Here is a 19,714-nt window from a genome sequence, read left to right as displayed (position 1 = left end):
CCCTCAGGACGCCAGGCTGATCGAGTCGCCCTCGACCGTGATCTGGGCGGCGGGCAGCGGCGTGGTGGCCGGACCTGTGGTGACGGCACCCGTCGCCACGTCGAACTTGCTCCCGTGACAGGGGCAGTTGATGGTGCCGTCGGAGACGCTCGACACCGCGCACCCCATGTGGGTGCACTTGGACGAGAACGCCTTGAACTCACCTGCCGCGGGCTGCGTCACCACGACCCCCTGTTCGGCGAAGATCATGCCGCCGCCCTCAGGGATGTCGGTGGTCTTCGCGAGCGCCGGGCCTGCTCCGCCGTCCCCACCGTCGTCGGCCTGCTTGACGGAACCGGAACCGGCCGCCGCCTCCGTCGAGCCGCCGCACGCGGTCAGTACGGTGGCCACGGAGACGGCACCGGCCGCCGTGAAGACGGTCCGCCGCCCGACGTGGGTCTCGTGGTCCTGCGATGCGCTCATGCTGGTGATTCCTTCCGCGGTGTTCCCGGCTCCGACGCTTCGTCCGGAGATACGCGTAGCCGGTGATCTGTGTTCAACGCCCCAGGGACTTCCGCAGGAAGTCCCGCTCCAGCAGCAACAGACCGCTCGCGGTCCGCTCCTGGCCGACCAGGTGGCCGGAGCCCGACAACGGCAGAACCGTGTGCGGCCTGCCCGCGGCGAGCAGTGCTGCGGAGAGCCGCAGTGTGTGTGCCACGGCCACGTTGTCATCGGCAAGACCGTGCACGAGCATGAGCGGCCGGGTCAGCGCCGCTGCCTCGTCCAGGAGCGAATTGCGGGTGTAGTTCCCGGGCTGCACGTCCGGGTGTCCGAGGAAGCGTTCCTCCCAATGGGTGTCGTAGAGCCGCCGGTCGGCGGGGGCCGCTCCCGCCACCGCCGCGTGGAAGACCTCCGGGTGCCGCAGGACGGCCGCCGCCGCCAGATAGCCGCTGAAGGACCAGCCACGCATCGCCACCCGGGTCAGGTCGAGCTCCGGGTGACGGGCGACGGCCGCGTGCAAGGCGTCGATCTGGTCCTCCAGGACGACCGTGAGGCGGTCGCCGTGCACCGACTTCTCCCACGCCTCACCACGCCCCGGGGTGCCTCGTCCGTCGGTGACCAGCACCGCGAAACCCTGCTCGGCGAACCACTGGGCGACCGCGACCCACCAGGCCCGCACCTTCAGGACGATCTGCATGCCATGGCCGGCGTACGGGCTGAGCAGTACCGGCAGCGGACCGTCGCCCGGCCGGTGCCAGGAGGGCAGATAGAGGCGGCTGCGCAGTTCCCGCTCGCCCAGGCTCAGGGACAGCGGCCGCGGGGTGACCGACGGTTGTTCGGCCAGCACCGCGATGCTGCCCGCCGGAGCGCCGTCGCGCAGCACCGTCACCGTGTGACCGTCCGGCGTCCGGCTGTCGAGGACCACCGTCGGACCGCCGACCGCTGCGGTGTGCACGCCGGGTCGGCTGCTGACCTGTACGAGCCGCCCGTCTGGGGCGTCGGGGGAGGAGGCGGTGGAGGAGGAGTACGACCAGACATGGATCTCGGTCGGCTCGTCGCCCGCCGTGAAGTACACCCGCCCGTCCGCCGTGCCGGTCACCTCGCGGACCTCCAGGCCCGGGGGCGTCGTGACGCCGCCGATGTCCAGCCCCTGAGTGTCCCCGCCGGGCCGCGCGGGCACGACGAGTGCTCCGGAGGGGAGACGCAGTGGTGTGCCCGGACGCAGGGCGACCCAGGCGGGGTCGTGGGTCCGGTGGGCGGTACGGCTCGCGCCCGAGGCCTCGTCCACCTCCAGGACATGGACCGACCGCTGGTCCCGCGTCTGTACGGAGACGAGCGGTCCGCGGTGGTCCCAGTCCGCCGCCACGACGTACTCGAACGCCCGGTCCGTCCACACGCCTTCGGGATGTCCTTCGTCGGCTTCCCCGGGCAGACGGATGTCGGTCCGTTCGCCGGACAGCCGCACGATGTGCGCCGACACGTTCGCGTTCGCCGTGCCGGCGGCCGGGTACGCCATCACGCGGGGCGGCCGCTCCGGGTCCGAGGGGTCGGCGATGTACCGGCGCCGGACCCCGGCCGTGTCCACCCGGGCGACCAGGAGCGCATCGCCCCTCGGGGACCACCAGTAGCCGCGCGAGCGCCCGATCGACTCCTGCGAGACGTAGTCGGACAGACCGTACGTGATGTGCTCGCCTTCAGGTTCGGCGAGCGGCCGGTCGTCGGTCCCGTCGGCGCGTACGGCCCGCAGGGCGCCCCCGGAGACGTACGCGATCACTGAGCCGTCGGGACAGGGGCGCGGATCGACGACCGGTCCGGCCGTGGCGATCCGGCGCGGGGTGCCGCCGTCGGTGCGGAGCACCCACAGGACACCCTGGAGCGCGAAGACGACCAGCCGAGCGGCGGTGTCGGTGGCGTAGGACACCACTCCGGACGAGGTCACCCGGGCCCGCTCGCGTCGGGCCAGTTCCTCGGGCGGCACCTCGCCCGGGGCGTCGTCCGCGAAGCCGGGCCCCAGGGGATCGGCCAGCAGCCGCTCCGCACCGTTCTCGTACAGCCAGAGCCTGCTCACGGGGTCCGTCCCCGATGTGCTCCGGACGAACAGCACCCGATCGCCGTCGGGGGAGACGGTGAACTGCCGGGGCACGCCCAGCGAGAAGCGCCGGGTGCGGGCGAACTGGACGGGGAAGCGCTCCGCGGCGGTGGCTGCCGCGCTGGTGGACATGTCTCCGTCGGAGGAGGGGGAGGACGGGGCGGTGGGAGTGGACACCTGTTCCTGTTCCTTTCGTTGGTGACGCGGAAGTCAGACGGATCTGCTCCGCGTGGTGGAACCGATCTCTTCCAAGTGGTGAAAGCGGCCCGTTCCGGGTGGTGAAACCGGTCCCTTCTGTGTGGTGAAACGGATCCGTTCCGGGCGGAGGGAAGCGGGGCGCGGTGGTCACGGAACGCACAGGAGCCCCGTACCACACGCGGGTGCGTGCGGTACGGGGCTCCTGTGACGGATGTTAGGCGATCAGTGCGTCAGGGCGCCGGCTGATTTCTCCGCCGCTGCGCTCTCCTCCGCGAGCCGTTCCATGCCGCTCTGTGTCTTGAGCGGCTTCTCCTTGATGAAGATTACCGCGATCAGGGCGAGGAAGGCGAAGGGGGCACCGATCAGGAAGACATCAGCGGTGGCGACACCGTACGCGTTCTCGACCACCTGCCGGGCCGGTTCGGGAAGGGTGCTGAGGTCGGGAACGCCGTGCCCGGCGCCCCCGTTGTCCGCCGCCCCGCCGAAGCCCTTCTCCATCTCCGAGGCCACCCGGTGACCGAGAACGGCACCCAGTGCACTCGTCCCGATCGCCCCACCGAGGCTGCGGAAGAACGAGAGCACCGAGGTCGCGGCACCGAGCTCCGCCGCGGGTACGTCGTTCTGGGCGGCCAGTACCAGGTTCTGCATCAGCATGCCGACGCCGACGCCGAGCACGACCATGTACAGGCTGAGCACGACGAACGAGGAGTCGGCGCCGATCGTGGACAGCAGGCCCATGCCCGCGGTCATGATGATGCCGCCCGCGATCAGGAACCCCTTCCACTTGCCCCGGGAGGAGATGATCTGCCCCGCGACGGTCGTGGAGACCATCAGACCGATGATCATCGGCAGGCTCATCAGGCCCGCGATGGTGGGCGTCTTGCCGAGCGAGATCTGGAAGTACTGCGAGAGGAACACGGTGCCGCCGAACATGGCCACGCCGACCAGCATGCTCGCGACCGTCGTCAGCGCCACGGTGCGGTTGCGGAAGATGTCCAGCGGGATGATCGGTTCCTTGACCCTGGATTCGACCAGGACCGCGGTGCCCAGCAGGACCACGCCCGCGCTGACCAGGGCGGCGGTCTGCCACGACGCCCAGTCGAACTGGTTGCCCGCCAGGGTCACCCAGAGCAGCAGGGCGCTGACGCCGCTCATGATGAGGACGGCGCCGAGATAGTCGATCTTCACTTCCCGGCGGACCACGGGCAGTTTCAGGGTCAGCTGGAGCAGCACGATGGCGAGCAGCGCGAACGGCACGCCGATGAAGAAGCACCAGCGCCAGCCGAGCCAGGAGGTGTCGACGAGTACGCCGCCGATGAGCGGGCCCGCGACGGTGCCGACGGCGAACACGGCACCGAAGATGCCGGAGTAGCGGCCGAGTTCACGCGGAGGGATGATCGCAGCCATGACGACCTGGGCGAGTGCGGTGAGACCACCCGCGCCGATGCCCTGCACGACGCGGCTCACGATGAGCAGCCCGACGCTGTGCGAGAAGCCGGCGACGAGCGAGCCGACGACGAACATCGACAGGGAGAGCTGGATGAGCAGCTTCTTGTCGTAGAGGTCGGACAGCTTGCCCCAGATCGGGACGGTCGCCGTCATGGCGAGGAGTTCGGCCGTGACGACCCAGGTGTACGAGGACTGGCTGCCGTTCAGATCGGCGATGATCCTGGGCAGGGCGTTGGAGACCACGGTGGAGGCCAGGATGGCCACGAACATCCCGGCCATCAGGCCCGACATGGCCTGGAGTATCTGGCGGCGCGTCATACCGGACGCGGCCCCCTCGGGTGGTGCACCGGCGGTACCGGTTTCGGATGTGACGACAGCGGTCATCGGCTGACGTTCCTCATTCTCTGGTGACTGGTTCTGGGCAGAGCGGGTCTGCGGGGACGGGCTCGGTGAAGAGCGGTTCTGGGGTGCGCCGTTCTCCGGCGAGGGGTGAAGGCCCGCGGGCTTCAGGTCTTCAATCCGGTGGCGAGCGAGGCGAACGCCTCACGGTAGAGGCTCTGGAACGTACGGGTACGGCCGGAGGCCACCCAGACCTCGACGGTGGCGCGCACGGCGGCGATCGCCACGTGCGCCAGCAGCCGGGGCTGGAGATCGGTCTCGGGGTCCCGTCCCAGACGCTCGGCCAGGGCGGCCACCAGGGCACGTTCGTCGGCGCCCTGGGCGGTCAGGAACCGAGGGAGCAGTGAGGGGCTCGTCCTGAGCACCGCCATCTGGAGCTCCCAGCGTTCGTGGTCCTCCTCGATCTGGGCGAGTTCCTGGGCCAGCGCCTCGCTGAGAGCTTCGAGGGCCGTGAGGTGTTCCGGGGCGTTCAGCACGGCCCGACAGGTCCGTTCGGCACTTTCGAGACCGGGGCGGGTGATCGCGTCGTCGAGGCACGGGAAGTAGTTGAAGAACGTACGCACTGAGACGCCGACCGCGTCGGTGACCGCTTCCACGGTCACGTTCTCGATCCCCTGGTCCGCGGCCATGCGCAGCGCCACGTCGGCAAGGGCGTCGCGCGTGGCGCGCTTCTTGCGTTCACGCAGCCCGAGGGCGGTGTCGTCGGCACTCATGAAGATGCATGCTATGCAATTTTGCACCCTGGGCAAAATTCTATCCCGGCACGGGCCGGGGGCGGCGCACCGGCCCGCCGGTGACGTGTGCGGTCAAAAGAGACGGTGCGCATCTCTTCACTGGGCTCGGGGCGCGCTGTTACATTCCGGAAAACAAGAATTCATTTCAGTCTGTGACTGGAGGCACCCATGACGGCTGTCCAAGATGCTCCCCACGTGCATGCGCCGGTTCGTCGAGAGCTGCCGCCGTCGATGGTCGAACGCGTGACGCTGATCATGGACGTCTTCGAGGGCCGGACGGCCCGGCTCTCGCTGGAGGAAGTGGCCCGCTCCACCCAGTTGCCCAGGTCGACGGCGCACCGGATACTCGACCAGCTGGTACGGCTGCGCTGGCTCGAACACACAGGCCTCGGCTACGGACTCGGCCGTCGCGCCCTCGGCCTCGGCGGCGGGGACGGCGCGCACAGCAGGATCCGTGAGGCCGCCGCTGCCAGGCTGCACCATCTGCAGATCAAGACCGGCCTGGTCGTCCATCTGGCCGTCCTGGACGGGGCGGAGGTGCACTACCTCGACAAGGTCGGCGGCCGCTTCGCCGCAGCCGTTCCCTCCCGCGTCGGCGGCCGGGCCCCCGCACACTCGACCGCGCTCGGCAAGGCCATGCTGGCCTGGCTCGAACCGGAGGACGTCGAGGCCAGGGCCGCCGAATCCATCGGCCGCCTGACACGGCGCACCATCGCCGACCTCGGCACGCTGCACCAGGAACTCAACCGCATCCGGCGCCGTCACGGCCTGGCCTTCGAGCGTGGTGAATGCTTCCCGGACATCGCCTGCGTCGCCGCCGCCGTGCGTGGGCCCGAGGGGCCGGTGGCCGCGATCTCCCTGGTGGGGGATGCCTGGTCCCCGCTGGAGAAGGTGGCGCCGCTGGTCGTGGACGCGGCGCGGCAGGTGTCGCGCGAGCTGTTCCCCGAGCCGGAGGCGCCGGTCAGAGCGGCTCGCCGGGCAGCCGTCGCACCCGAGGAGACATGGTCCCCTCAGACCATGGACCGTCTGCTCGCCGCGGGGCAGTACGGCGACTGGCAGTAGAGCGGGCGGGGTCGTGGGACCGGCTCGTCTGTTCGCCGCGGCCGGGCTGCGGCGACCGGCGGCAGATTGTGGGCCGGGCTGCGGCGACCGGTGGCTGATCGCGTGGCGGTGCGGTGACGAGTGGCTGATCGCGTGGCGGTGCGGCGATCGCGGCGGGCCGCCGGGATGCGGTCGGTCGGCGGTCGGCAGCAGAGCGGGTCGAAGCACGGCGGCCGGTGGCCGGCCGGGACGGACCGAGGGCCCCTGTATACGAACGGGGCCCGCCGGCCTCACCCCCAGTGGTCGCCCCAGCCCCACGCGCCGGGAGGCGCCGCCGGGCTTCCGACGCCGAAGCCGCCCCGGAAGAAGAGCATCGGCTGCCGGTCGGTCACGGTCTCCAGGGCGAGGACCCGGCCCACCACCACATCGTGGTCGCCCGCGCTGTGCACGTCGTGGACCTCGGCGTGCACCCGGGTCAGGACGCCCGGCAGCGACGGCGTTCCCCAGCGGGAGATCTCCCAGTCCAGCCCCTCGAACTTGCGGCCCTTGCCCGATCCGAACCGGCCGCACAGATCCGTCTGTTCCTCGGCCAGGATGTTCACGGCGAACCTTCCCGCCTCTCTGATCCGCGGCCACGCCCGTCCCCGGTGGTCGGCGCAGAACAGGACCAGGGGCGGTTCGAGCGACACCGAGGCGAACGACTGGCACGCGAAACCCACGGGAACGCCGTCCGGGCCGGTACCCGTCACCACCGTGACCCCGGACGCGAACGTCCCCATGGTGCGCCGCATCCGCGCGGGGGTCGGCTCGGTCTCCTCGCATGCCTCAAGCGCGGACAGGGACTCTGCGGTCATCGGGTTCACCTCGACGGGGACGGTGCGGTGGTGTGCCCGGGACCGGGCAGGGGGCCGAAAGTAGGACAGCGGCCCGGAGCGCCGGGGGGCCGTTCCCGATGAGTGGAACGGTCCCCTGCCGTGGCCGCCCGCGGACCGCCCGCACCCCGGCGGACGTACGCATCCCGCTGACCGAGACGTCCGCCACGTGGCCCGGCGGCCCGTGGCTACCGTCCAGGAACCGATCACACGGCACCCACGGCCGCCCGGGGAACACCCCCGCGGGCCGGCCGCCGGGCCGTCAGGTCCACCGGACACCGAGGTCAACCGAGGCAGGGATGATGACGGCGCTGAGCCACGACTCCACACTGCGTGAAATCGCCACCGATCAAGGCGTGCTGCGCTATCACGAGGCCGGTGAGGGCCCGCCCCTGCTGATGCTGCACGGATCCGGACCCGGGGTCACCGGCTGGCGCAACTACCGGCACAACCTGGCCACGTTCGCCGAACACTTCCGCTGCCTGGTCCTGGAGTTCCCCGGGTTCGGGGTCAGCGACCCCACCGACGGCCACCCCATGGCGACGGCCGCCTCGTCCGTCACCCGGTTCCTGGACGGGCTCGGGCTCCAGCAGGTCGACATCATCGGCAACTCGATGGGCGGCATCGTCGGCACCAGGTTCGCACTCGCCCACCCCGACCGGGTGCGCCGCCTCGTCACGATCGGCGGCATCGGCCGGAACCTGTTCAGCCCCGGGCCCGGTGAAGGCATCAAGCTGCTCACCGAGTTCACCGACGCCCCCTCCCGCGAGGGACTGATCCGCTGGCTGAACTCCATGGTCTACGACCGGTCCCTGGTGACCGAGGAGCTCATCGAGGAGCGGTGGGCCCAGGCCACCGATCCGCAGACACTCGCCAGTGCCCGCCGGATGTACGGCAGCGAGGCGTTCGCCGCCGGTGCCGCCGCGGCTGCCGCGTCCGACGAGGCACCGTACTGGGCGATGCTCCACCGGCTCCGCGCGAAGACCCTGCTCACCTGGGGCCGCGACGACCGGGTCAGCCCGGTCGATATGTCGATCCTGCCGATGCGCACCATCCCCGACGCCGAACTGCACGTCTTCCCGGACTGCGGGCACTGGGTGATGATCGAACAGAAGGCCGCCTGGGAGAGCGCGGTTCTCGCCTTCCTCACCCGGAAGGACGCGGCGTGAGCGCCGCGGCCCAGGACGCCTGGGACGAGGAGTTCGACTTCGTCGTCGTCGGCAGCGGGGGAGGCGGCATGGCCGCCGCCCTGACCGCGGCCGACAGCGGGATGAGCACCGTCGTGGTCGAGAAGGGAGCGATGTACGGGGGCACGACCGGCATCTCCGGGGGCGGCATCTGGGTCCCCAACAACCCCACCCTGCGCGCCAAGGGACATGACGACAGCCGCGAGTCCGTACGACGCTATCTCGACCTGCTCACCGAGAACCGCGTACCCGCTGCCCGGCTCGACGCCTTCGTCGACCAGGGCCCCGCCGCGATGGAGCTGCTGGAGAAGAGCCGCTGGATGCGGTTCTTCTGGGTCAAGGGCTACGCCGACTACCACCCCGAGTACGACGGGGGCCGCCCGCTCGGCCGGTCGATCGAGGCGCTGCCCTTCGACACCCGCAAGCTCGGCGCGGACGAGAAGCACCAGCGGCGCAACAGTCTCAAGGGCCCCCTCGGGCTCTGGATCACCGCCAAGGACTACCGGAACCTCGCCATGGTCAAGCGGACCTGGCGCGGACGCTGGGCCTCCGTGATCGCGGCCTGGCGCGTCTCGTCCAACATGGTCCGCCGACGCCACATGGCCACCGGTGGACGGGCACTGGTGGCGCGGATGCGGATGGCGCTGAAGGACGCGGGCGTCCCCGTCCGGCTGCGCAGCCCGATGACCGGACTCGTCACCGACACGAACGGCAAGGTCACCGGCATCGTCGTGCGGAAGGACGGCAGGTCCGTCCGGATCGGCGCCCGCCACGGCGTGCTCCTCGCCACCGGCGGGTTCGACCACAACCAGGAGATGCGCGAGCAGTACCTGCCCGAGGGCGGCCGCGACAACCACAGCGCCGGAGCCGTCGAGAACGTCGGCGACGGAATCCTCGCGGGCCGGGAACTCGGCGCCGCACTGGACTTCATGGACGACGCCTGGTGGATGCCGTCCGTGCACCACCCCTCCGGCGCCACCATCCCGCTGGTCTCCGAGCGGTGCATCCCCCCGTCGGTGATCGTCTCCGCCGACGGCAGAAGGTTCACCAACGAGTCCTCCCCGTACGTCAACTTCGTCCACGACCAGATCGAGGGCGGGCACACCACCGCCTGGTTCGTCATGGACGGCAAGGCCCGCGCCCGCTACCCGTTCGCCCAGATCCTGCCCGGGATGCCGTTCCCCAAGGCGTTCTACGAGAACGGCACCGTGCACCGCGCGAACACCGTCGCCGAACTCGCCCGGAGCATCGGCGTCCCGGCGGACACGCTCATCGCGACCGTGGAGCGGTTCAACGGCTTCGCGCGGACCGGCAGGGACACCGACTTCGGGCGGGGCGACAGCGCCTACGACCGCTACTACGGCGACCCGACGATGAAGAACCCCAACCTCGACGAGCTCGACAAGGCCCCCTACTACGCCATCCGCATCGAGGTCGGCGACCTCGGCACCAAGGGCGGCCTGGTCTGCGACGAGCACAGCCAGGTCCTGCGCGAGGACGGCTCGGTCATCGCAGGGCTGTACGCCACCGGCAACACCTCCGCGGCCGTGATGGGCAACGAGTACGCGGGACCGGGCGCCACCATCGGCCCGTCCATCGTGTTCGGCTACGTCGCGGCCCGGCACGCGGCCGAGGCCGCCCGGACGGGGGCCGCCTCCGCCGGAGCCACCCCATGAGCGGGACGCCGCTGACCGTACGGGTCGTCAAGGTGATCCGGGAGACGGCCGACGCGCACTCGCTCGTCCTGGAGCCGGCGGACGGGGACCGGGCCCGGTTCACCTACAGGCCCGGCCAGTTCCTCACCGTCCGGGTGCCCTCCGAGCGCCCCGGCGGAGCCGCCCGCTGCTACTCGCTGTGCAGCTCTCCGGCGCGCGACGAGCACCTGAAGGTGACCGTCAAGCGCACGGCCGGGGGGTACGCCTCCCACTGGATCTGCGACCACGTCACCGAGGGCGACACCCTGGAGGTGCTGCGGCCCGCCGGTACCTTCACCCCGGACTCGCTCGACGGCGACTTCCTGCTGTGCGCCGCGGGCAGCGGCATCACCCCGGTCATGTCGATCCTCGTCACCGCCCTGCACGCGGGGACCGGCGCGGTCACCCTCCTGTACGCCAACCGCGACGAGCAGTCCGTCATCTTCCGTGCTGAACTCGCCTCCCTGGCGGTTGAGTTCGGAGACCGGCTCACCGTCCTGCACTGGCTGGAGTCCGTCCAGGGCCGGCCCACCGCATCCGGCCTGCGCGCCCTCGCCCGCCCCTACGCCGGGCGGCCCGCCTTCGTCTGCGGGCCGGGCCCCTTCATGGACCTGGCGGCCGGCGCGCTCACGGAGCTGGGCGTACCACCGGACCGGATCACGGTCGAGCGCTTCACCTCACTGACCGGCGACCCGTTCGCCGCACGCGGCCCGGCACGGGAGACGGACACCGCAGGGCCCGTCAGCACGGCCGAGGTGGAGCTGGACGGGGTGCGCCACACCGTCGGCTGGCCCCGCGACACCCCGTTGCTCGACGTCCTGCTGGCCGCCGGACTGGACGCGCCGTACTCCTGCCGCGAGGGCAGTTGCAGCGCCTGCGCCTGCGTACTCACCGAGGGCGACGTGGTCATGGAGCGCAACGAGGTCCTCGACGCCGCCGACCTCGCCGACGGCCTGATCCTCGCCTGCCAGGCGCGCCCGCTCAGCGACCGGTTGAAGGCCACCTACGACGGCTGAGCCGCCCTCCCCGCCCCTTCCCGTTCTCCGTTCCCACTCGACCCGGATGAGGTTCGAACCGTGACCAAGGCGACCGCCGCGATCGTCGGATCCGGCAATATCGGCACCGACCTGATGTACAAACTCCTGCGCTCGCCCGACATCGAGCCGCGCTGGATGATCGGCATCGACGAGCAGAGCCCCGGCCTCAAGCGCGCCGCCGACCACGGCCTGCACGCGAGCGCCGACGGCGTCGACGCGCTGCTGGGCGGCGACGAGCGCCCGGACCTGGTCTTCGAGGCCACGTCCGCGTACGTCCACCGGGCCAACGCCCCCAAGTACGCCGCACTCGGTATCCAGGCCATCGACCTGACCCCCGCCGCGATCGGCCCCGCGGTCGTGCCGGCCGTCAACCTCGGCGACCACCTCGACGCACCGAACGTCTCCCTCATCACCTGCGGCGGCCAGGCCACCATCCCGATCGTGCACGCGGTGTCCCGGGTCGCCGAGGTCGCGTACGCGGAGATCGTCGCGAGCGTCGCGTCGCCGTCCGCCGGGCCCGGCACCCGCGCCAACATCGACGAGTTCACGCTCACCACCAGCCGGGGCATCGAGACGATCGGCGGGGCCGCCAAGGGCAAGGCGATCATCATCCTCAACCCGGCCGAGCCGCCCATGCTGATGCAGGACACCGTCTTCTGCGCGATCCCCGCCGATGCCGACCGGGACGCCGTCACCGCGTCCGTGCACGAGACCGTCGCCCGCGTCGCCGCCTACGTGCCCGGCTACCGGCTGCGCGCCGAGCCGCAGTTCGACGGGGAGACGGCGGTGAGCGGCGGGCTCGCCCGGGTCGCCGTCTTCATCGAGGTGGAGGGCGCGGGCGACTTCCTGCCGCCCTACTCCGGGAACCTCGACATCATGACCGCCGCCGCCACCCGGGTCGGTGAGGGCTTCGCCCACCGGATCACCGCCCGCCGCGCCGGCGCCTGACCGCCGCAGACCGAGGAGTACACGAGCCATGCCCTACAGCTCCGACCTGGACATCCGGGTCACCGACTCGTCCCTCAGGGACGGATCGCACGCCAAGCAGCACCAGTTCACCGTCGAACACGTCACCTCGATCGTCGCCGCCCTGGACGACGCGGGCGTGCCCGTCATCGAGGTCACGCACGGCGACGGCCTCGGCGGGTCCTCGTTCAACTACGGCTTCAGCCACACCCCCGAGCAGGAGCTCATCAGGGCCGCGGTGAAGACCGCCCGGCGGGCGAAGATCGCCTTTCTGATGCTGCCGGGCCTCGGCCTCCAGGACGACATCCGGGAGGCCGCGGACAACGGCGCCGCGATCTGCCGGATCGCCACCCACTGCACCGAGGCCGACATCTCCGTCCAGCACTTCGGCCTCGCCCGCGAACTCGGCCTGGAGACGGTCGGGTTCCTGATGATGTCGCACAGCAGCCCGCCCGAGGCGCTGGCCAGGCAGGCGCGGATCATGGCCGACGCGGGCTGCCAGTGCGTGTACGTCGTCGACTCCGCGGGCGCCCTCATCATGGAGCAGACGAGCGACCGGATCGCCGCCCTGGTCGCCGAGCTCGGCGACGATGCCCAGGTCGGCTTCCACGGCCACGAGAACCTGGGCCTCGGGGTCGCCAACTCGGTGCTGGCCGGCCGGGCCGGGGCCACCCAGATCGACGGATCGACCCGCCGGTTCGGGGCGGGCGCGGGCAACACCCCCGTCGAGGGGTTCGCCGCCGTCGCCGAGAAGCTGGGGATCCGTACCGGCATCGACGTACTGAAGATCATCGACGCGGCCGAGGACGTCGTGCGGCCCGTCATGGACGGCGAGTGCCTGCTGGACCGGATGTCGCTGACGATGGGATACGCCGGGGTCTACTCCAGCTTCCTGAAGCACGCCGCCCGCCAGGCCGCCGCCTACCAGGTCTCCGGCGCCGAGATCCTCATGGAGGCGGGCCGCCGCAAGCTCGTCGGCGGCCAGGAGGACCAGCTCATCGAGATCGCGGTCGCCCTCGCGGCGAAGAACCGCTCCGCGACCGCCCAGCACTCCTCGGGGAAGTGAGAACAGCCATGTCCAATCCCGTACTCGAAGCAGTCGAGGCACGCGCCGACGAGATCCGCGCGCTCGGCCCGGCCAACGAGGCGCTCGGCCGGCTCGACGACCAGACGGCGAAGATCCTCCGGGACACCGGGGCGATGCGCATGCTCCAGCCGAAGACGCACGGCGGTCTCGAACTGCATCCGCGGGAGTTCGCCGAGACCGTCATGAGGATCGCCTCCCTGGACGGGGCCACCGGCTGGGTCACCGGTGTCGTCGGTGTCCACCCGTGGGAGATGGCGATGGCCGACCCCCGGGTCCAGGAGGAGATCTGGGGCGAGGACCCCGACACCTGGATCGCCTCCCCGTACGCACCGATGGGCCTGCTGCGGCCCGTCGACGGCGGCTATGTCTTCAACGGCCGCTGGCAGTTCTCCTCCGGCACCGACCACTGCCGCTGGATCTTCCTCGGCGGCTTCCTCGCCGACGCCGACGGCAACCGGCTCAGCCCGCCGAGGTCCGTGCACGTCATCCTGCCCCGCGCCGACTACGAGATCGTCGAGGACTCCTGGGACGTCGTCGGGCTGCGCGGCACCGGCAGCAAGGACGTCGTCGTCAAGGACGCCTTCGTGCCCGGCTACCGCGTCATCGAGTACAACAAGGTCGTGGACGGCTCCCTGGCCACCGAGGCCCAACTGGCCAACCCCGCCTACCGGCTGCCGTTCTCCGCCGCGTTCCCGCTCGGTATCACCGCCGCCGTGATCGGCATCTGCGAAGGCGCCCTCGCGCACCACCTCGACCACCAGCGCACCCGCGTCCAGATCACCGGCCAGGCCGTGAAGGACGACCCGTACGTCCTCTACGCCATCAGCGAGGCGGCCGCCGAGATCGCGGCCTCCCGAGCGGCGCTGCTCGACAACATCGACCGGATGTACGACGCGGTCGCGGCCGGCCGCGAGATCACCTTCGAGCAGCGGGCCGTCGGCCGGCGCACCCAGGCGGCGGCCGCCTGGCGAGCGGTCCGCGCCGTCGACGAGATCGTGGCGCGCTCCGGCGGCAACGCGATGCGGCTCGACAATCCGATCCAGCGCTTCTGGCGCGACGCGCACACCGGTCTCGCCCACGCCATCCATGTGCCGGGCTCGGTCTTCCACGCCTCGGCCCTGACCCAGATCGGCATCGACCCGCCGCAGGGCCCGATGCGTTCGATGATCTGACGCCGCCTGTCCGGAGCACGAATCCTCAGAGGGGAACAGCAATGACGCAGATCCGAGGCCTCGGATATCTCCGGGTCCAGTCCCGTGACATCGACCGCTGGCGCGAACTCGCCGTGGGAGCCCTCGGCTTCGCCGAGGGCTCGGGGCCCCGCCCCGACGGCCTGTACCTGCGCATGGACGAGCGCCGCTCCCGCCTCGTCCTGCTGCCCGGCGACAGCGACCGGGTGCTGTCCATCGGCTGGGAGGTGCGCGACCGGTTCGCCCTCGCCGCCGTCGGCCGCGCCGTCGAGTCGTCCGGTACGGGAGCCAAGGCCCTCACCCCGGACGAGGCCGACGACCGCGGCGTCGAGGAGGGGATCACCTTCGAGGATCCCGCCGGAGTGCGCGTCGAGATCTTCTACGCGCCGGTCCTCGACCACAGCCCGGTACTGACCGGGCTCGGCCAGCGGTTCGTCACCGGCGGCCAGGGCATGGGGCATGTCGTGCTGCCCACCACCCGCCAGGAGGAGACCGTCGCCTTCTACACCGAGGTGCTCGGCTTCCTGCCGCGCGGCGCGATGCGGCTCGGCGGACCGGCTTCCGACGGGCCGCCCCGCAGGGTGCGTTTCATGGGCGTCAACGAACGCCACCACAGCCTCGCCGTGGTGCCCGCCCCGCACGGCGAGGAACCGGGACTCGTCCATCTCATGGTCGAGGTCGACCAGCTGGACGCGGTCGGCCGTGCCCTCGACAACGTCGCCGCGCGGGGGTTCTCCCTCTCCTCGACACTGGGCCGGCACACCAACGACAAGATGGTGTCCTTCTACGTGCGAGCGCCCGGCGGCTGGGACATCGAGTACGGCTGCGACGGTATGCGCGTCGACGAGCGGTACTACACGGCCGAGGAGATCACCGCGGACAGCTACTGGGGCCACGACTGGTCGGGGTCCGAGCCGCTGGCCGCCTTCACCCCGCCCGGCCCGGCCGCGTGAGAGGCGCCCGGCCGGTGACACCGGTCCGCGCCGCGGACACCGGCCGGTACGACTCCGAGACCGATGTGCTGGTCGTCGGGTTCGGCTGCGCCGGGGCAGCCGCCGCGTACGAGGCGGCGTCGGCCGGCGCGGAGGTCCTGGTCCTGGAACGGGCCGGGGGCCCCGGCGGCTCCTCGGCCCTGTCCGGCGGCGAACTGTATCTCGGCGGCGGGACCCCGGTGCAGCGCGCCTGCGGCTTCGAGGACAGCGCGGACGAGATGTTCGCCTATCTGCGCGCGGCGCTCGGGCCGCACGCCGACGAGGAGAAGCTGCGCCTGTACTGCGACGGCAGCGCCGCCCACTTCCAGTGGTTCGTGGACCGGGGGCTGACCTTCGAGCCGAGTCTGTGGGACGCGCCCACCTGGATGCCCACCACCCGGGACGGGCTCATGTGGCTGGGCGAGAACGCCTGGCCGTACAACGAGCTCGCCCGGCCCGCACCGCGCGGGCACCGCTGCGCGGTCGAGGGCTTCGGCGGCCGGCTCGTCATGGAGAAGCTGATCGCCGCCGCGCTCGGGGCGGGGGCCGTCTCCCACGACGACACCCTCGCCACCGCGTTGATCGTGGACGACGACGGCCGGGTCGTCGGGGTCACCGCCCGGCGCCACGGCCGGGACCTCGCGCACCGGGCCCGGCGCGGAGTGGTGCTGACCACCGGCGGGTTCGTCGACAACGAGGAGATGGTCCTCGCCCACGCGCCGCACCTTGTCGGGCACGGCAGGGTCAGCGACGGACTCGACGACGGCAGCGGCATCCGGATGGCCGCCGCGATCGGAGCCGCCACCCGCCGGATGGGCTCGGCCGAACTGGCGCTGACCGCGCTGCCGGCGATGGTCACCCGGGGCATGCTCGTCAACGCCCACGGCCGGCGCTTCATCAACGAGGACGTCTACCCCGGCCTGTACAGCGTCGCCGCCGTCCTGACCCAGCCCGCCCCCTACTGGGTGATCACCGACGAGGAGGGCTACGAGTCGGTCCCCGAGCGCGAACGCTGGGGCGTGGTCCCCCGCTTCGTCGCGGAGACCCTCGCGGAGCTGGAGGACGAACTCGGTATGCCCAGGGGCGCCCTGGAGACCACGGTCGCCACGTACAACGGCCACGCGGAGCATGGCGAGGACCCGTACTTCCACAAGGACCCGCGCTGGCTGCGGCCGTTGAAGGGGCCCTTCGCCGCGATCGACCCGAGGGCCGGATTCCACCGGGGCGGCGAGCCGGGCGCGGCGGCGGGCACGGGGGCGGCCGGCTTCACGCTGGGCGGGCTGCACACCACGGTGGACGGGGCGGTGCTCGACGTGTCCGGCCTCGCGGTCCCGGGCCTGTTCGCCGCCGGCAGGGCGGCGGCCGGCATCCACGGCGAGGGATATGTCAGCGGTACCTCGCTCGGCGACGGGACGTTCTTCGGACGGCGGGCCGGCCGGGCGGCGGCGCAGGCCGGCTGAGACACCGGCCGGGGAGCCGCGGGAGCCGGCCCGGGGCCTCGGCCCCGGGCCGGCTCCCGCGCGGCCGAGGCAGTCAGCCGGCGACGGCGTCCAGCGCACCGGGCCGGTAGGCGCCACCCCGGTTGTCGAGGATGACGCCGATCCGGTTGGTGGCGTTGATCATGGCGATCAGTGCGACCAGTGCGACGAGCTGCTCCTCGTCGTAGTGCTCGCGGCCCCGTTCCCAGGTCCCGTCCGAGACGCCCTCGTGGCCGTCGATGATGCGCGTGCCCTCCTCGGTCAGCGCCGGCGCGGCCCGCTCGGCCTCGCTGAACACCGTGGAATGGCGCCGGGCCGCGACCAGGTGCGGCCGGTGCACCTTGAGGACGGGCTCATCACTGGCATCTACGCCGTGCGCAACCCGGAGAAGCGGTCCCGCGGCGACTGTTCTCCGGGGTGCGCAGAAGCGGTCCCGCGTCGGCCGCGAGACCGCCGTGACCCGCTGAGCCTGCGTCACCGGCCGCCGCCGGGCCCGCGCAACCCCGCGCCTCGGCCCCGAAAACCGTTGTCCGGTGGCAGGGGCGCGGTGATAGGGAGGCGGTGTGACAACGACACCTGACTTCACCGGTCTGCTGCGGCTGATCGACGAACGGTCGGCCGCCTTCCGTGCCGCCGTCGCCTCCGCCCCCGCGCTCGACGCGCGGGGGCCCACCTGCCCCGAGTGGTCCCTGGCCGATCTGGCGAAGCACCTGGGCGGTGGGGACCGCTTCTGGGCCGCAATCGTCGGCGCGGGGCCCGCCGACGCTCCGCCGGCCGAGGCCGTCGCCGCCCGCGCCGCCCTGGCACCGCCCCGTGAGCGCGATGCCCTCGTGGCCTGGCTGGATGCCTCGACACAAGTGCTGCTGGACGCGCTGCGGGAGGCGGGGCCGGACCGCGGCTGATGGACGTGGTGGGGCGGATCGCAGTCGCCGCGCGACGGCGGCGGGGTTGCCCGGCATCGGGTCCAGGAGTCCGCAGTGCACACCTATGATGCCCAACTCGCCTTCTCCGCAGCGGAGTCACTGCCGGTCGAGGTGGCGCTCGACGGCGTCGACGAGTTCCTCTCCACCTGTTGTGCGTCGCCGTGCGCCTGGCTGCACAAGCCGACCGCCTTCGAATTCCACGCCGCCGAGGGCCGCTCCTGGCGCCTCACGACCGACGCCGACGGTGCCCGCGCCACCCGCATTCCGGTGCCCGCCACGGGCGCGCCGCAGGGTCCGGACCCGGCCGGCGTCTCTTTCCACGCCACCGCCGGTGAGCTGGTCCTCTTCCTGTACGGCCGGATCCCGGCGGACTCCCTGCGGTTCGAGGGCGACGCGGGGCTCTTCGGCCTGCTTCGGGAGTGGGAGCCGGAGGAGTAGGACCGCCGCGCCGGCGCCGGAATGCGGGGCTACGGCACTGCGGGCTGCCGGGCCGGGCCGCCGCCGTCCACGACCTCGATCGCCCCGGTCAGTGCCGCCCCGCGGATCGTCTCGCGCAGCGATCCGCAGCCCTCGAAGGCCGTGGCCGCCGCCGCGCGCTCCGCACAGGCGGTCATGGCTTCCGCGTCCCACTGCACGCTCGTCTGCTGCCAGCTGCTCTTGCGCACCAGGACCCGGGCGGCGCACCGCTCGCAGGCCAGGGGCCGCATCGGCACGCCGTCGGTGAGCCGGTTGTCGGGCCGCATCAGACCGGTCCCGCCGAGGCGGCGGCCCTGCGGGCGAGGTTCGCGTCGACCTCCTTCTGCCAGGCCTCCACCGGGCGGGTGGTGTCCAGCTCGAACTCGAAACGGTCGGTCATCTCCGGTGTCACGTCGGCCACGTCCACGTAGAACTGCTCGTACCAGCGGCGCAGCTGGTAGACCGGACCGTCCTCCTCGCAGAGCAGCGGGTTGTCGATGCGCGCCTTGTTCTTCCAGATCTCGATGTCCTGCTCGAACCCCAGCTTGATGAACTGCGCCATTCCGGAGGCGAGCTGGTCGGCCGCCTCGCCCCGCATGGCGGCCGAGCGCTGCACCGTGATCCCGTACTGGAGGACGAACCGGTTCTCGTCGACGGGGTAGTGACAGTTGATCAGGACGCAGTCCACGTCACCGGTCTCGTAGTGGTACCGGAGGTCGTCGATCATGAACGACGGGCCGTGGTACGAGGCGACCGAGGTGCTGCCGATCGTCTTCTGCGCCTTGCCGTCCTCCTGGGGGCGGGCGTCGGGGCGGCCGGTGGCCCGCATGCGCTGGGTGGCGGTGTGGCCCTCGAAGACGTTCTCGAAGTACGTCGGGAAGGAGTAGTGGACATAGAAGAAGTGGGCCATGTCCACGACGTTGTCCACGACTTCGCGGCAGTTGGCGTCGACGACGGTCTCGTACCAGAGCCAGTCGGTCCACTCCTCGCTCGTCGCGCCCTCGATGCGGGGGATGCGCACGTCCTCGGGCGGCGGGTTGCCCTCCGGGTCGTTCCAGACGAAGAGCATCCCGTCCTGGTCCAGGGTCTGCCAGGCAGCCGTGCGTGCCCGCAGCGGTACCCGCTTGGAGTACGGGATCTGCTTGCAGCGGCCGTCGCCGCCCCAGCGCCAGTCGTGGAACGGGCAGGCGATCTGGTCGCCCTTGACGGTGCCCTGGGAGAGGTCGCCGCCCATGTGACGGCAGTGGGCGTCCAGGACGTTGAGGGTGCCGTCGCCCGCCTGGAAGACCACCAGCTTCTGGCCGAAGGCGTGGACCGGGTGCGGCTTGCCGTCCTTGTACTTCTCCGACAGGCCGAGGCAGTGCCAGCCGCGCGCGAAACGGGTGGGTGCCGCGGTGGCCTCGATGGCCCTGACGTCGTCGTGTGCCGACTCGACTGCGCTCACGTTGCTCTCATCCCCTTCG

General features: G+C 71.6%; 18 protein-coding genes and 1 pseudogene. 11 read left to right on the top strand and 8 right to left on the bottom strand.

What is annotated here, in order from left to right:
• Positions 1-3: 3 nt before the first annotated feature.
• The 4 genes from ACZ4LX_RS28335 to ACZ4LX_RS28320 form a co-directional block, all read right to left on the bottom strand.
• Positions 4-462, bottom strand: a complete 459-nt coding sequence (locus ACZ4LX_RS28335) for a Rieske (2Fe-2S) protein (RefSeq protein WP_467649778.1) — start codon at positions 460-462, stop codon at positions 4-6.
• Between the two features lie 73 nt (positions 463-535).
• Positions 536-2,701 (bottom strand): S9 family peptidase, encoded by a 2,166-nt coding sequence (locus ACZ4LX_RS28330; RefSeq protein WP_467649811.1) that lies wholly within the window; start codon positions 2,699-2,701, stop codon positions 536-538.
• A gap of 288 nt (positions 2,702-2,989) precedes the next feature.
• Positions 2,990-4,534, bottom strand: a complete 1,545-nt coding sequence (locus tag ACZ4LX_RS28325) for an MDR family MFS transporter (protein ID WP_467649810.1) — start codon at positions 4,532-4,534, stop codon at positions 2,990-2,992.
• A gap of 188 nt (positions 4,535-4,722) precedes the next feature.
• Complete coding sequence (locus tag ACZ4LX_RS28320; RefSeq protein ID WP_467649777.1) at positions 4,723-5,328, bottom strand: acyl-CoA-like ligand-binding transcription factor; 606 nt, start codon at positions 5,326-5,328, stop codon at positions 4,723-4,725.
• A gap of 252 nt (positions 5,329-5,580) precedes the next feature.
• Between ACZ4LX_RS28320 and ACZ4LX_RS28315 the strand changes: the two genes are divergently transcribed.
• Positions 5,581-6,411: an IclR family transcriptional regulator gene (locus tag ACZ4LX_RS28315; protein WP_467649809.1), complete on the top strand. Its 831-nt coding sequence runs from the start codon at positions 5,581-5,583 to the stop codon at positions 6,409-6,411.
• 269 nt (positions 6,412-6,680) lie between these two features.
• On the opposite strand, the gene ACZ4LX_RS28310 is transcribed toward ACZ4LX_RS28315, so the two are convergent.
• Positions 6,681-7,244, bottom strand: coding sequence for a flavin reductase family protein (locus ACZ4LX_RS28310; RefSeq protein WP_467649776.1), 564 nt, complete (start codon positions 7,242-7,244; stop codon positions 6,681-6,683).
• A gap of 317 nt (positions 7,245-7,561) precedes the next feature.
• Between ACZ4LX_RS28310 and ACZ4LX_RS28305 the strand changes: the two genes are divergently transcribed.
• The 8 genes from ACZ4LX_RS28305 to ACZ4LX_RS28270 all read left to right on the top strand — a co-directional run bounded on the left by ACZ4LX_RS28305 (position 7,562) and on the right by ACZ4LX_RS28270 (position 16,854).
• Complete coding sequence (locus ACZ4LX_RS28305; RefSeq protein WP_467649775.1) at positions 7,562-8,431, top strand: alpha/beta fold hydrolase; 870 nt, start codon at positions 7,562-7,564, stop codon at positions 8,429-8,431.
• Positions 8,428-10,125 carry an FAD-binding protein gene (locus ACZ4LX_RS28300; protein ID WP_467649773.1) on the top strand — a complete coding sequence of 566 codons (1,698 nt, stop codon included), beginning with the start codon at positions 8,428-8,430 and terminating at the stop codon, positions 10,123-10,125. Before ACZ4LX_RS28305 ends, ACZ4LX_RS28300 begins: the two co-directional genes overlap by 4 nt.
• Positions 10,122-11,159, top strand: a complete 1,038-nt coding sequence (locus ACZ4LX_RS28295) for a 2Fe-2S iron-sulfur cluster-binding protein (RefSeq protein WP_467649772.1) — start codon at positions 10,122-10,124, stop codon at positions 11,157-11,159. Before ACZ4LX_RS28300 ends, ACZ4LX_RS28295 begins: the two co-directional genes overlap by 4 nt.
• A 114-nt stretch (positions 11,160-11,273) precedes the next feature.
• Positions 11,274-12,128 carry an acetaldehyde dehydrogenase (acetylating) gene (locus ACZ4LX_RS28290; protein ID WP_467649808.1) on the top strand — a complete coding sequence of 285 codons (855 nt, stop codon included), beginning with the start codon at positions 11,274-11,276 and terminating at the stop codon, positions 12,126-12,128.
• Between the two features lie 28 nt (positions 12,129-12,156).
• Positions 12,157-13,212: a 4-hydroxy-2-oxovalerate aldolase gene (gene dmpG / locus ACZ4LX_RS28285; protein ID WP_467649771.1), complete on the top strand. Its 1,056-nt coding sequence runs from the start codon at positions 12,157-12,159 to the stop codon at positions 13,210-13,212.
• Between the two features lie 8 nt (positions 13,213-13,220).
• The gene (locus ACZ4LX_RS28280; protein ID WP_467649770.1) at positions 13,221-14,405 is read left to right on the top strand and encodes an acyl-CoA dehydrogenase family protein; all 1,185 of its coding nucleotides are present in this window, start codon (positions 13,221-13,223) and stop codon (positions 14,403-14,405) included.
• Between the two features lie 41 nt (positions 14,406-14,446).
• Complete coding sequence (locus tag ACZ4LX_RS28275) at positions 14,447-15,376, top strand: VOC family protein (protein WP_467649768.1); 930 nt, start codon at positions 14,447-14,449, stop codon at positions 15,374-15,376.
• A gap of 14 nt (positions 15,377-15,390) precedes the next feature.
• Positions 15,391-16,854: an FAD-dependent oxidoreductase gene (locus tag ACZ4LX_RS28270; protein ID WP_467649767.1), complete on the top strand. Its 1,464-nt coding sequence runs from the start codon at positions 15,391-15,393 to the stop codon at positions 16,852-16,854.
• Positions 16,855-16,927: 73 nt separating this feature from the next.
• Here ACZ4LX_RS28270 and ACZ4LX_RS28265 read toward each other — a convergent pair.
• A pseudogene (locus tag ACZ4LX_RS28265) lies at positions 16,928-17,206 on the bottom strand (carboxymuconolactone decarboxylase family protein); the annotation flags it as partial.
• A 229-nt stretch (positions 17,207-17,435) separates the two neighbouring features.
• Between ACZ4LX_RS28265 and ACZ4LX_RS28260 the strand changes: the two are divergent.
• Both ACZ4LX_RS28260 and ACZ4LX_RS28255 read left to right on the top strand, forming a co-directional pair.
• A complete protein-coding gene (locus ACZ4LX_RS28260; RefSeq protein WP_467649766.1) occupies positions 17,436-17,774 on the top strand; it encodes a maleylpyruvate isomerase N-terminal domain-containing protein in 339 nt (112 codons plus the stop codon).
• Between the two features lie 75 nt (positions 17,775-17,849).
• Entirely contained in the window at positions 17,850-18,233 is a 384-nt protein-coding gene (locus tag ACZ4LX_RS28255) for a hypothetical protein (protein ID WP_467649765.1), read from the top strand.
• A gap of 29 nt (positions 18,234-18,262) precedes the next feature.
• Here ACZ4LX_RS28255 and ACZ4LX_RS28250 read toward each other — a convergent pair whose 3' ends face one another.
• Complete coding sequence (locus ACZ4LX_RS28250) at positions 18,263-18,538, bottom strand: ferredoxin (protein ID WP_467649764.1); 276 nt, start codon at positions 18,536-18,538, stop codon at positions 18,263-18,265.
• Positions 18,538-19,695, bottom strand: a complete 1,158-nt coding sequence (locus tag ACZ4LX_RS28245; protein WP_467649763.1) for a Rieske 2Fe-2S domain-containing protein — start codon at positions 19,693-19,695, stop codon at positions 18,538-18,540. The genes ACZ4LX_RS28250 and ACZ4LX_RS28245 overlap by 1 nt, the downstream gene beginning before the upstream one ends.
• Between the last annotated feature and the right edge of the window lie 19 nt (positions 19,696-19,714).

Source organism: Streptomyces sp. NPDC026062 (assembly GCF_055568375.1).
Note: the sequence above shows the minus strand (reverse complement) of the source record. Positions and strands in the feature narration are given on the sequence as shown.

Coding starts and splice junctions, on each gene's coding strand:
- ACZ4LX_RS28280 (WP_467649770.1), top strand. CDS start 13,221: ATGTCCAATCCCGTACTCGAAGCAGTCGAGGCACGCGCCGACGAGATC.
- ACZ4LX_RS28330 (WP_467649811.1), bottom strand. CDS start 2,701: ATGTCCACCAGCGCGGCAGCCACCGCCGCGGAGCGCTTCCCCGTCCAG.
- ACZ4LX_RS28310 (WP_467649776.1), bottom strand. CDS start 7,244: ATGACCGCAGAGTCCCTGTCCGCGCTTGAGGCATGCGAGGAGACCGAG.
- ACZ4LX_RS28325 (WP_467649810.1), bottom strand. CDS start 4,534: ATGACGCGCCGCCAGATACTCCAGGCCATGTCGGGCCTGATGGCCGGG.
- ACZ4LX_RS28305 (WP_467649775.1), top strand. CDS start 7,562: ATGATGACGGCGCTGAGCCACGACTCCACACTGCGTGAAATCGCCACC.
- ACZ4LX_RS28250 (WP_467649764.1), bottom strand. CDS start 18,538: ATGCGGCCCGACAACCGGCTCACCGACGGCGTGCCGATGCGGCCCCTG.
- ACZ4LX_RS28335 (WP_467649778.1), bottom strand. CDS start 462: ATGAGCGCATCGCAGGACCACGAGACCCACGTCGGGCGGCGGACCGTC.
- dmpG (WP_467649771.1), top strand. CDS start 12,157: ATGCCCTACAGCTCCGACCTGGACATCCGGGTCACCGACTCGTCCCTC.
- ACZ4LX_RS28275 (WP_467649768.1), top strand. CDS start 14,447: ATGACGCAGATCCGAGGCCTCGGATATCTCCGGGTCCAGTCCCGTGAC.
- ACZ4LX_RS28320 (WP_467649777.1), bottom strand. CDS start 5,328: ATGAGTGCCGACGACACCGCCCTCGGGCTGCGTGAACGCAAGAAGCGC.
- ACZ4LX_RS28290 (WP_467649808.1), top strand. CDS start 11,274: ATGTACAAACTCCTGCGCTCGCCCGACATCGAGCCGCGCTGGATGATC.
- ACZ4LX_RS28315 (WP_467649809.1), top strand. CDS start 5,581: ATGGTCGAACGCGTGACGCTGATCATGGACGTCTTCGAGGGCCGGACG.
- ACZ4LX_RS28295 (WP_467649772.1), top strand. CDS start 10,122: ATGAGCGGGACGCCGCTGACCGTACGGGTCGTCAAGGTGATCCGGGAG.